Raw genomic sequence first — 11,288 nt, 5'->3', positions numbered from 1 at the left:
CCCAGCATCCCGACCCGCACCCGCCGATTTTCGCACGCCCGATACGCCCGGTAACCACCAAGCCGCCCCCGCCCGCGGGACGGCTCGCACCCGGGCTCCGGCGCCGGCGCGCGGAGTAGCTTTTCCGACGCTTTTCTGATTTCGATCTCCACGAAAACGTGATGCCAACGCGGCGGCCCCCGATTTAAGATCTTGGGTTCATGCGTCGTTCGGAGAGGGTGTGCATCGTGAATCGCTTAGAAAAATGGAAGGTGTGCCTGGTCGCGGTGGCGGCCGTCATGTTCGGAGCCTCCGGTCTCGCGGCCCCCGCCGCAGCCGATGCGGCCCCCGCCCCGTGCGGACCCTGGCTCCAAGCACTGGAGCCACCGAGCGAAAAAGTCCATTCGGGCGGAGAAGCGCAAGGCGTCGTCAAGGTGATATGCCCCTCCCCCATCCCGCTCGCCGTGACGTTGACGTCTGCGGACACGTCCTGGGTGAGCGTTCCGGACAAGGTCATCGTGCCACCTGGAGCTACGGAGGCGACCTTTCCCATCCGTACGCACCAGCCGGACTACATCTACGGCGACCTCACCGTCTCGCTGACGGCGAAGCTACGGGGCCGAACGCTCACGCAGCCGGTCATACTGCAACCAGGACTGAAGTTCGTCGACTTCGGCGGCCGTTCGAGCATCGTCAGCGGTGATGACGTCTCGATTTTTGTCGGCCTCAATGGCCCGGCGCCCGAGGGTGGGATGCAGATCCCGCTGGAAAGCGACAACCCGGCACTGCAGATCCCGGCGAGCATCACGATTCCCCACGGGGCTTCTGCAATAGGTCCACGGGCAGGGAGCACGCGTATCCCGGAGAACGCGGATGTCGCCGTGACGGCGAAGCTTCCGGGACAGAGCCTCAGCGCGGTCCTGACGCTGCTCGCTTGGAACTACGATCCCGGCGAGTGGAGCTTCACGGGGGCGGCCGAGACGTACGGCGCGTATTACGACATGACCCTGAACCTGCCCAATCCCGTACCGCACGGCGGAATCGAGGTCACTTTCACCACCGACCACCCGAAGATCCCATCCCCGTCCTCCCCCCGGCAATATTCGGAAGGGTTCTCCGGGACGTCGCAGATTCAGGTCTCGATACCGTCCGACATCGACGGTGACGTGACCATCACGGCGAACATCGAAGGAGTGGGCACACGGAGCCACACCGTCCGCGTTCACCCCAATCTCCTCGGGTTCGACATCGAACCGTGGCTCGTCGCCGGCGGTCAGCCATTCGAAGGCACGGTCCGTCTCGGAACCGCCACGAGCGTGCCGGTCACGATCCAGCTCGCCAGCTCCGACCCGGTCGTCCAGGTTCCCGCCGAGCTGACCATCCCGGCAGGCCAGTCCTCGGCCACCTTCCAGGGCACGACGTCACCGGTGGACGGTTTCACGTTCGCCACCATCACCGCCCGCCACCCGAGCGGCAGGACCCAGGAAAAGGACCTCTACCTGGATTCCACGGCCTAGCCCGTCCGCCCACACCCGCCCCCCGGCCCTCGGACTCCTCGTCACCCGTGAGAGTCCGGGGGCCGGATCGTCGAAGGACGCCACAACGGCCGACCGGGCGTCCGCGGGTCAGCGGTGCTGCTCAGCAGTACTTGGAGGAGCCCTTGCTCGTCCAGGAGCAGGAGTCGGCGCGCTTGCCGTTCGGGTACAGGAGGTAGGCCGTGTCGCCGGTGTTGTTCCAGACGTACGCCTTCCGGCCCCAGTAGCGGTGGGTCGCGTTGTTGGAGCCTCGGCCCGTGTGGACGTACACGCTCTTGCGGCCCTTCAGCTGGAACCACCCGAACGTGTACGTGTAGCCCGTCTTGTCGCGGAGCTTCACGCCCTTCAGCTGGCGCGTCTTCGTCGTGCGGTTGTACAGCTGCACCCATTCGCCGTTCAGCGACTTGTTCGACCGGGTGTCCTTGCCCGGCGAGTCGAAGTACACCCGGTAGATCTGCACCGGGGACGCGGCCTCCGCCGGAGCCGCCATCAGGCCGAGCGCCGTCGCCGCGGCCGCCGCCGTCGCCAGAATCCTCTTCACCATTGCCTCCCGTGTCGGTGAAGCACCAGTTCTATCGGCGAATAGACCGTGATTTCGGGCGATGACCGGCTCGGGTCGGGCCGTCAACCGACCGGCTTGATCGAGCGTCGGCGGCCTGGGCATCTTCCGGGCCGGCCCGGGCATGGAACCGGTGGGCGCCACGGGCGGCCGGCCGCCTTCCGCCGATGAGCGGGCAGGGCCGGCCGGGGCCCCGCGCATCGGGACGTTGGGCACTACCCGTGCCGTCCCCCGGAATCCAATGCTGGACATGGCAGCCGAACCCATCAAGGAGGCGCATCATGCGAGCGATGGTGTACCACGGCCCCGGCGAGACGGCGTGGGAAGAGGTGCCCGTACCGCAGGTCGTCGAGGACGGCGACGCGGTGGTCCGGGTCGACGCGGTGACGATCTGCGGGACGGACCTGCACATTCTCAAGGGGGACGTCCCCGCCGTGACCGACGGGCGCGTGCTCGGCCACGAGGCGGTCGGGACAGTCGAGTCCGTCGGCCCGGCGGTGCGGACGGTCAAGCCCGGCGACCAGGTGCTGGTGTCCTGCATCACCGCGTGCGGGACGTGCCGGTTCTGCCGGGAGGGCCGCTACGGGCTGTGCCTGGGCGGCGGCGGCTGGATCCTCGGCCACAAGATCGACGGGACGCAGGCCGAGTACGTGCGGGTGCCGTTCGCCGACACCTCCGTGCACCCGGTTCCCGAGGGGGTGGCGGCGCAGGACGTGCTGATGCTGGCCGACATCCTCCCGACCGGCTACGAGGTGGGCGTCCTCAACGGCGCCGTCCGGCCTGGCGACGTGGTCGCGGTCGTCGGCGCGGGCCCGATCGGGCTGGCGGCGATCATGGGTGCGCGGCTGTTCAGCCCCAGCCGGATCATCGCGATCGACCTGGCCGACAGCCGGCTGGAGGCGGCGAAGCGGTTCGGCGCCGACCGGACCGTCAACAACTCCCGGCAGGACCCGCTCGCCGCCGTCCGCGAACTGACCGGCGGGCTGGGCGCGGACGTGGCGATCGAGGCGGTCGGCGTCCCGGACACCTTCGAGCTGAGCGTGGCGCTGGCCCGGCCGGGCGGCCACATCGCCAACATCGGCGTGCACGGCGGCCCGGCCTCGCTGCACCTGGAAGAGCAGTGGATCCGCGGCATCACGATCACCACAGGGTTGGTGGACACCTTCTCCACCCCGACCCTGCTCCGCCTAGTCTCCGGCGGGCAGCTGGACGCCGGGCGGTTCGTCACCCACCACTTCACGCTGGACGAGTTCCCCAAGGCGTACGACGTCTTCGCCGACGCCGCCGGCACCGGCGCCCTGAAGGTCGTCCTGACCCGCTGATTCAGCCCGCGATGTACGTCCCCGGGTAAAGGTCGGTTGGGGCTTGTTGGTAAGGGCTTCCACGTTCCCACCGGCCCGCCGCCCGGAGCACTGCCGGACGGTACGGCGCGGCCGGGACCTTCGGCCCTGCATGACGCCCGTGCCCTGCGGAAACTGAGGGGGTAACCGCGTTCGCGGAAAGGGGGACCCGATGGTCGCGCTGAGGCGCGAGCCCGTCTCCGAGACGCTCGTCCACGAGTCCGACGACGCGGAGCTGATCGTGGTCGGGTCGCACGAGCGGCACCGGCTGCCCGCCGGGTCGACCGCGGTGCAGCTGCCCGCACGCACGCACCGGCCGGTGGTCGCCGTCCGCGACGTCGCCGGGCCGCGCGGGTCCGTCCACCCCTGGACGCGGCGGTATCCGAAGGTCCGGGTTCGGACTTCGGTGCAGCTGGAGCGTCCCGGCAAGCGCTCCTGGACGCCGCTTCGGACGCCGGCCTCCTCGTCCTCGGCGACCGCGGAACCGGGGGTGTGGATCCGCTGCTGCCGGGGGCGAGCAGCTCGGCGATGCTGCACCACGCCCCGTGCACGGTCGCGGTCGTCCCGGAGCCGGGTTCGGCCGCGCGGAGGGCGGCCTGAGGATGGGCCGGTCAGCCAGGCCCCATGCGGCCCCGGTCCGGGCGGGCCGGGACGGCGCTCGGCAGCACGGGTTCGATGCGGTACAGGGACGGCATGCCCGTGCTGCGCGGCGCGACGTCGTGCTCCACACCGGCAAGCGCGGCGATGATGTCCCGGGCGGTGATCAGGCCGACGAGGACGCCGTACTCGTTCGTCACCGGGACGTAGTCCGCGTCGGCCTCCAGCATCGCGCTCGCCACGTCGGCGACGGCGGCCGCCGGCCGCACCGCCGCGGGCGGCCGGTGCGGCAGGAGCGCGGTCACGGGCCGGCGGACGTCGCGCGGGGTCGCGGAGTTCCAGGTCGCGGCGAGGGTCTGCGCGTCCACGACGCCGAGGAATCCGCCCTCGTCGTCGACGACCGGCAGGTGGTGCACCTCGGCCTTGCACATCAGCTCCCAGGCCATCAGCACCGACTCGGACGCGGCGATGGTGAGCAGGTCCCTGGTCATCACATCGGCGGCTACGCGCCGTTCAAGCGGCGGATGCGTGCTCATTGCTACTCCTATGGCTCTCCCAGGGCGGACCCGATCCCGCACTTCCAGCGAACCGCAGGCCGCGCCGCCGGCGGCAGGGGCGAAGGTCCCGCCATCTGCGGGCCCATGCCACTGCCCCCCGAACCCTTGCCGGACGAGCGTGAGAGACACGGAGGTGGTCGGTGATGGACGAACGACAGGTGCTGGTCGGCTTCGACGGCTCCCCCGCTTCGGAGCGGGCGGTCCACTGGGCGGCCACCGAGGCGTCCTTGCGGGGAGTGCCGCTGGACGTCTGCCACGCGTGGAACTGGCCCTATCCGCAGTGTCCCGGGGACCGCGACACGATGGAGATCGTCCAGGGCATGGGGGCCCTGGCCCTGGGCGACGGCGTTCGGCTGGCGCGGGAGGCCGCACCCGGCCTGGACGTGCGGCCGGTGCTGCTGAAGGGCACGCCGTCCGGGGCGCTGCTCGGCGCGGCGGTGGAGGCGGCGCTGATCGTCGTCGGCGCCCGCGGGGCGGGCGGGTTCGACCGGCTGCCGCTCGGCTCCACCGCCGTGCACGTCCCGGCGCACGCCAATCGCCCGGTCGTCGTGGTCCCCGCCCACCGCCCGAGCGACACCGACGGACGGGGCGACACCGCCGGACGGGGCGACACCGCCGGACGGGGCGACGCCGCCGGACGGATCGTCGTCGGCGTCGACGGCTCACCTGCCAGCGCGGCCGCCCTGCGGTTCGCGCTCCGTGAGGCGAGGCTGCGGGACGCTCCGGTCACGCTGGTGTGCGCGTGGTGGGACCCCGCCTCGCTGCCCGGCCCGGAGCGGCTGCCGTACACCGACCCGGAGGCCGTGAAGGAGCGGGCGCGGGGGCGGTTCGCCGGGGTCGTCGGGCCGCAGTTGGCCGACTACCCGGACATCGTCGTCGAGGAGAGGTTCGTCATCGAACCCGCGCGGCGCGCCCTGGCCGACATCGCCGCCGACGCGACGCTCCTCGTCGTCGGGGACCGCGGGCTCGGGACGTCCCCGACGACCCTGCTCGGCGCCGTCACCCGCGCCGTCCTGCACGAGGCCCCGAGCCCGGTCGCGGTCGTCCACGAGCACGACCAGTACGCGAAGGATCAGTCCATGAAGGGGTGAGTCGTCATGATGCGAGTGCCGCCGGTGTCGCCCGCGAACTGCGGAGGGTCGCCGTGTAGCCGCCCCGGCGGGTCGGGGACTTTGGTCCCGGCGAGCGTGCCCTTACGGTCCTACGGCGCCGGACGGCGCGGCGGTTGACTCAGGGGTGAAGCGACAAGGCGATGTGAGGGAAGGCGAGAGGCCATGGCACTCTCCGAGCACAAGACGGGCAAAGAGCACGGCACCGTGATCCGGGTGGTGGCCCCGAAGCCGCTGACCGAGTCGCCCGCGGCGCGGTACGTGTGGGCGGCGGCCCGGCTGGCGCTGGGCTGGATCTTCGCCTGGGCGTTCGTGGACAAGCTGTTCGGGCTGGGCTACGCGACCCCCGCGGACAAGGCGTGGATCGATGGTGCCAGCCCCACCGAGGGGTTCCTGGCCAACGCGCCGCAGGGCCCGTTCGCCGGCCTCTACAACGGACTGGCCGGGGCGGCCTGGGCGGACTGGCTGTTCATGATCGGACTGGCGGGCATCGGCGCGGCGCTGCTGCTGGGCATCGGGATGCGGATCGCCGCCGCGAGCGGCGCGCTGATGATGGTCCTGATGTGGTCGGCGGTCCTGCCCCCGGAGAACAACCCCTTCATGGACGACCACCTGATCTACGCGATCGTCCTGATCGGGCTCGCGCTGGTCAAGGCAGGCGACACCCTCGGCCTGGGCGAACGGTGGAGCAACACCCGCCTGGCCCAGCGCTTCCCCATCCTCAAGTAGCACGAGACCAGAAGGACGCCCACCGGACGGTGGGCGTCCTTTCGTTGTGCAGGCTCCAGGCGCCGGCGTCAGTTCAGGGCGGCCGGGTTGAGGAGCGCCTGGGCGGCCACGAAGGCCGCGACGGTGAACACCAGATAGGCGAACCAGCGGCGCAGGCGGTCGGCGTCCAGGTGGCGGCCCAGGCGTGCGGCGGCCAGCGACCCGGCGACGGCCGCGGCGCCGAACGCGGCGATGATCCCGTAGTCCAGCGCCGCGTCCCCGGCATGGGCGGCGAACCCGGCGGCGGAGTTGACCACCACGATGACCAGCGAGGTCCCGACCGCCGCCGCCATCGGCAGGCCCAGCCCGGCCACCAGCGCCGGGATGATGAGGAACCCGCCGCCGACACCGAACAGGCCGGTCAGGACGCCCACGACCGCGCCCGCGCCGAGGGACCGGGGCAGACAGCCGCGCCAGTCGACGCCGCCGCCGGGCAGCGCGCACGCGGCGCCCTCCGGCCGGCCCGACTCGGCCAGCATCCGCCACCCGGCCGCGACCATCAGCGCGGCGAAGCCGAGCAGCACGGCCTGACCGGGCAGAAGGCGGTTCAGCTCGGCGCCGCCGAAGGCCGCCAGGGCGCCCGCGCCGCCGAAGACGGCGGCGATCCGCCAGCGCACCTCCCCGGCGCGCACGCGCGGCAGCACGGCGGTGACCGAGGAGATCCCCACGACCAGCAGGGACGCCGGGACCGCCGCGGCCAGCGGCAGGCCCGCCCCGTAGACCAGGGCGGGGACCGCCAGGATGGAGCCGCCGCCGCCGAGCAGCCCGAGCAGGACGCCGATGACGACGCCGAGGGCGATCGCGGTCAGCATGTCCTCCCCCTTCTCTGCGGGACGTCGCCGTGTGCGCGTGGCGTGCCGGTGCGGCGGGCCGGGGTCATGGCCGGTCGTCGGCCAGGGCGCTCAGCACGGTCCGGATGTCGTGCTTCGGCCCCCGGTTGTAGGGCAGCCTGGCCAGGGCCATGCCCATGGCGCAGGTGTTGGTCAGCGCCGCGACGGCGAGCCCGGCGCCGATCGCCGCGGCGAGCCACTTGGCGGGAGGCACGACGGTGCTGGCCAGTACGGCGGCCAGCACGATCGAGCCGGCGACCAGGCGGACCTGGCGCTCCAGCTCCCACCGCGGGCGCCCGGTGGCGACCGTCCCGCCGGCCGCCTGCCACGCGGTGATCCCGCCGTGCAGGACGCGCAGGTTGGGCAGGTCCGCGTCGGCCAGCGCCTGCTCGGCCTGGGCGGCGCGCTGCCCGGAGCGGCAGATGAGCACCACCTGCTCACCGAGGTGGGCGCGGAGCTCGGCCCGGTGCTCGCGCAGCAGGTCCAGCGGCACGTTGTAGGAGCCGGGGATGTGGACGGTCTCGAACTCGCCGGGCGTCCGGACGTCGATCAGCCGAGGCTTGGCGAGGTCGTCTCCGGCGTCCAGGAGCCGCTGCAGGGCGGCGGCGTCCAGGGCGGGGGGCGTCTGCGGGGTCGTCACGAATTCTCCTTTGCTTTCAGTGGTCGGTGATCGGGAGGCCGGTGGCGGCGGCCTGGCCGAAGGCGTCGTCGATGTGCACCACCCGGCGTCCGGCCCGCTGGAGCAGGCTGCTCGCGGCGGCCGCGCGGTAGCCCGAGCCGCAGTGGACCCAGACGGTTCCGGCCGGCACCTCGTCCAGCCGGCGGGGGAGGTCGGGCAGTGGGACGTGGACCGCGCCGTCGATGTGCGCGGCCTGCCATTCGCCGCGCAGGCGCACGTCCAGCACGACGTCCGGTGCGGGCAGGTGCCCGGGGACGCGCCCGGCGCGGGCGTCGGCCAGGTCGGTGAACGACGCGACGGCCAGCCCGCCCAGCCGGGCGTCGTCTCCGCCGGCCCACTCCCGCGGGGTGCCGCTCGCCGCGGCGGCGGGACGGTCGATGCCGATGCGCGCGAGCTCCCGCTGCGCGTCCGCCACCTGCTCGGGGGTCTCCCCCAGCAGCGTGAGGGGCGCGCCCCACTCGGCCATCCAGCCCAGCCAGGTCGACATCGGCCCGTCCAGGCCGAAGCTCAGCGTCCCGGCGAGGTGGCGCTGTGCGAAGGCCTTGCGGGAGCGGAGGTCCACGACCCACTCGCCGGCCGCGATGCGCTCGCGCAGTTCGGCGGCGTCCGCCGTCCGGGCCGGGGTGAGGTCGACCAGGTCGGCCCCGGCGGTGTTCCGGACGCCCATGTGCGCGTAGTACGCGGGGTAGGCGTCGAGCCCGGCGAGGGTCTCCGCGACGAAGTCGTCGGCCTCCAGCCGCAGCGCCGGGTTGGACCGCTTCTCCTGCCCGATGGTCGAGGCGGCGGCGTCGGACTGGCTCGCCGAGCAGAAGCTCCCGAAGCCGTGCGTGGGCCAGATGCCGGCGCCGTCGGGGAGGAGATCGGCCAGGCGCCGCACCGACGCGTGCTGACGGTAGGCCAGCGGATGGGCGTGGTCCGGCCCGAGCAGGTCGGTGCGGCCGGTGGTGCCGAACAGCAGCGACCCGCCGGTGAACACGCCCTCCGGCCCGCCGTCCGGCCCGGACACGACGTAGGACAGGTGGTTGAAGGTGTGCCCCGGCGTGGCGACCACGCGGACGCGCATCGTCTCGGACAGGGCGATCTCGTCGCCGTCGGTCACGGCCGTCCGGTCGAAGTCGACGTCGTCCGCGGCGGCGACCAGGTACGCGGCGCCGGTCACCCGCGCGAGCGCCAGCCCGCCGGAGACGTAGTCGTTGTGAACGTGGGTCTCGGCCACGTGCGTGATGCGGACGCCCAGCCGTCCGGCCAGGGTCAGGAAGCGGTCGATGTCGCGCTGCGGATCGACCACCAGGGCGACCCGGCCGTCATGGGCCAGATAGCTGCGGTCGCCCAGGGACGAGGTCTCCACGACCTCGGTGCGGATCGCTGGCATGTCTTCCTTCGCTTTCAGGTCGCCTGTTCTGGATCGGGTCGCGCATACCCCGGGGGGTATCTTGAAGACACAAGTGTGCGCGGGATAGGGTCGGCCGCCCCTCACCCGAAGGCGGGGGGCCGGGAAGTGCCGGTGGTCAGGAGAGCGCCAGGAACAGCTTCTCCAGCCGCTCGGCGCTGATCGGGGGCTTCTCGCCGCGCTGGGCCGCCGCCTGGCAGTGCTGCAGCCCGGTCGAAATGATCTTGTAGCCGGCGCGGTCGATCGCCTTGGACACGGCCGCGAGCTGGGTCAGCACCCGCTCGCAGTCCTCGGCGTTCTCGATCATCGAGATCACCCCGCCCAACTGGCCGTGCGCCCGCCGGAGCCGGGTGAGCGCGTCGGCGAGGACGGTGGCGTCCATCTCCAGGTTGTTCTCCACTCGTGCACCTCCACTTCGGACTATACCCCCGGGGGTATAGCGCTGTGCGTGAAGCCCGTCACACGACGACCGGGGCGCCCGGATGCCCGTCCGATGGCCTGTAGCCCCCTCGCGACGGGACCTTCGGCTCTTAACCGCGGGTTCCGCATGACGGAGGCTGGAGACGAGGTAAGGAAGTTCGGCACGCACCGGAGGTGCCGCGATGAGCCAGATGACGGTCATCCACCGAGAGAACGACGCCTTCGCCGTGCTGGCCCGGGACCACGTGGTCCACAGGCCGGACGGAGGGAGGGAGTGAGGATGAGCGTGGTGACAGCGGACGAACTGGCCCGCGAACCGTTCCTGAGCGGGATGCGCCGTGCCGACCTGACCGGGCTGGCCAGGGCGGCCCGCCGCACCGGGTTCCCGGCGGGGCGGCGCATCGTCGACGAGTCCGACCCGGCGGAGCGGTTCTGGCTCGTCCAGGACGGGACCGTGGCGCTGGACCTGCACCCGCCCGGCCGCGGGCCGGTCGTCGTCGGCGCCTCCGGGCCGGGCTCCGCGCTGGGCTGGTCTTGGCTGTTCCGCCCGCACCGGTGGCGGTTCGGCGCCTTCGCGCAGACCCCAGTCCGGGCGATCGAGTTCGACGGGCGGCTGGTGCGGACGCTCTGCGCCGTCGACCCGTCGCTGGGCTACGAGCTGACGCGCCGCTTCGCGGAACTCGTCGTGGAACGGCTCGAAGCGACGCAAACGCGCCTGCTGGAGGTCTCCCTCGACACGCTGGACGACGCTCCCGTCCCGTAGGTGAACCTATGATCGGCGGCATGGCCCTGAGACCCGTACAGGTGAACATCAAGGCTCGCGACGACTCGGCCCTCGGCCGGTTCTGGGCGGACGCGCTGGGCTGGCGCATCTCCAGCGAGGCGCCCGGCGTGACCAACCTCGAACCCGAGGGCGCCGACTGGCCGGACCCCTCCGCCTTCTACATCGACCTCGTCGCCGTGCCCGACCTCGAGACGGTGAAGTACCGCGTCCACCTCGATTTCGCCACCACCTCGGCGGCCCACCAGGCGGAGCTGGTCGCGCGCCTGAAGGAGCTCGGCGCGACCCCCGCCGACGTGGGGCAGGGCGACGTCCCGTGGACGGTCCTGGCCGACCCGGAGGGGAACGTGTTCTGCGTCCTCGAACCCCGTGAGGCCCACCGGGACACCGGCCCGATCGCCGCGGTGGTGGTCGACTGCGCTGACCCGCGCGCCATGGCCCGGTTCTGGGACGAGGCGCTCGACTGGACCCTGCACGAGGTGACCGACGACCACGCGGTGCTGCGTTCCGCCGATGGCACCGGCCCGTATCTGGAGTTCCTCCGCACGCCCGCCGAGCGGACCTGGTGGAACCACGTGCACGTGGACCTGCTGCCGTCCCCCATCGACGCCAAGGAGGCCGAGGTGGCCCGGCTGCGGACGCTCGGCGCCACCGACGTCGACCTCGGCCAGGGCAAGGTCCCGTGGTCGGTGCTGGCCGACCCGGAGGGCAACGAGTTCTGCGTCCTCGGCCGAGCCTGACGCG

13 protein-coding genes are annotated in these 11,288 nt (G+C 72.4%); 7 read left to right on the top strand and 6 right to left on the bottom strand.

Going from position 1 to position 11,288, the window contains the following annotated elements:
- Positions 1 to 200 precede the first annotated feature (200 nt).
- The gene (locus tag E1266_RS07915) at positions 201 to 1,496 is read left to right on the top strand and encodes a hypothetical protein (protein ID WP_132045307.1); all 1,296 of its coding nucleotides are present in this window, start codon (positions 201 to 203) and stop codon (positions 1,494 to 1,496) included.
- Between the two features lie 121 nt (positions 1,497 to 1,617).
- Here E1266_RS07915 and E1266_RS07910 read toward each other — a convergent pair whose 3' ends face one another.
- Entirely contained in the window at positions 1,618 to 2,058 is a 441-nt protein-coding gene (locus E1266_RS07910) for a lamin tail domain-containing protein (RefSeq protein WP_243718279.1), read from the bottom strand.
- Positions 2,059 to 2,354: 296 nt separating this feature from the next.
- Here E1266_RS07910 and E1266_RS07905 point away from each other — a divergent pair, with 296 nt between their 5' ends.
- Positions 2,355 to 3,395 carry a zinc-dependent alcohol dehydrogenase family protein gene (locus E1266_RS07905; RefSeq protein ID WP_132045305.1) on the top strand — a complete coding sequence of 347 codons (1,041 nt, stop codon included), beginning with the start codon at positions 2,355 to 2,357 and terminating at the stop codon, positions 3,393 to 3,395.
- Between the two features lie 384 nt (positions 3,396 to 3,779).
- Positions 3,780 to 4,013 (top strand): universal stress protein, encoded by a 234-nt coding sequence (locus E1266_RS07900; RefSeq protein ID WP_132045303.1) that lies wholly within the window; start codon positions 3,780 to 3,782, stop codon positions 4,011 to 4,013.
- 11 nt (positions 4,014 to 4,024) lie between these two features.
- Here the strand turns inward: E1266_RS07900 and E1266_RS07895 are convergent, their stop codons facing one another.
- Positions 4,025 to 4,546, bottom strand: a complete 522-nt coding sequence (locus E1266_RS07895; RefSeq protein WP_132045301.1) for a CBS domain-containing protein — start codon at positions 4,544 to 4,546, stop codon at positions 4,025 to 4,027.
- Positions 4,547 to 4,710: 164 nt separating this feature from the next.
- On the opposite strand from E1266_RS07895, the gene E1266_RS07890 reads away from it, so the two are divergent.
- Both E1266_RS07890 and E1266_RS07885 read left to right on the top strand, forming a co-directional pair.
- Complete coding sequence (locus tag E1266_RS07890; protein ID WP_132045299.1) at positions 4,711 to 5,658, top strand: universal stress protein; 948 nt, start codon at positions 4,711 to 4,713, stop codon at positions 5,656 to 5,658.
- A 183-nt stretch (positions 5,659 to 5,841) separates the two neighbouring features.
- Positions 5,842 to 6,405, top strand: coding sequence for a DoxX family protein (locus tag E1266_RS07885; protein WP_132045297.1), 564 nt, complete (start codon positions 5,842 to 5,844; stop codon positions 6,403 to 6,405).
- A 68-nt stretch (positions 6,406 to 6,473) separates the two neighbouring features.
- On the opposite strand, the gene E1266_RS07880 is transcribed toward E1266_RS07885, so the two are convergent.
- From E1266_RS07880 to E1266_RS07865, 4 genes are all read right to left on the bottom strand, one after another.
- The gene (locus E1266_RS07880) at positions 6,474 to 7,256 is read right to left on the bottom strand and encodes a sulfite exporter TauE/SafE family protein (RefSeq protein WP_132045295.1); all 783 of its coding nucleotides are present in this window, start codon (positions 7,254 to 7,256) and stop codon (positions 6,474 to 6,476) included.
- A 64-nt stretch (positions 7,257 to 7,320) separates the two neighbouring features.
- Positions 7,321 to 7,914, bottom strand: coding sequence for a rhodanese-like domain-containing protein (locus tag E1266_RS07875; RefSeq protein WP_132045293.1), 594 nt, complete (start codon positions 7,912 to 7,914; stop codon positions 7,321 to 7,323).
- Between the two features lie 16 nt (positions 7,915 to 7,930).
- Positions 7,931 to 9,325 (bottom strand): MBL fold metallo-hydrolase, encoded by a 1,395-nt coding sequence (locus E1266_RS07870; RefSeq protein WP_132045291.1) that lies wholly within the window; start codon positions 9,323 to 9,325, stop codon positions 7,931 to 7,933.
- Between the two features lie 136 nt (positions 9,326 to 9,461).
- Positions 9,462 to 9,731: a metal-sensitive transcriptional regulator gene (locus E1266_RS07865; protein ID WP_132045316.1), complete on the bottom strand. Its 270-nt coding sequence runs from the start codon at positions 9,729 to 9,731 to the stop codon at positions 9,462 to 9,464.
- A 312-nt stretch (positions 9,732 to 10,043) separates the two neighbouring features.
- Here E1266_RS07865 and E1266_RS07860 point away from each other — a divergent pair, with 312 nt between their 5' ends.
- A complete protein-coding gene (locus E1266_RS07860; protein WP_207945491.1) occupies positions 10,044 to 10,526 on the top strand; it encodes a cyclic nucleotide-binding domain-containing protein in 483 nt (160 codons plus the stop codon).
- 20 nt (positions 10,527 to 10,546) lie between these two features.
- Entirely contained in the window at positions 10,547 to 11,284 is a 738-nt protein-coding gene (locus E1266_RS07855; protein WP_132045289.1) for a VOC family protein, read from the top strand.
- The last annotated feature ends 4 nt before the right edge of the window (positions 11,285 to 11,288 follow it).

This window comes from Actinomadura sp. 7K534, assembly GCF_004348575.1.
GTDB classification, from domain to species: domain Bacteria; phylum Actinomycetota; class Actinomycetes; order Streptosporangiales; family Streptosporangiaceae; genus Spirillospora; species Spirillospora livida.
Note: the sequence above shows the minus strand (reverse complement) of the source record. Positions and strands in the feature narration are given on the sequence as shown.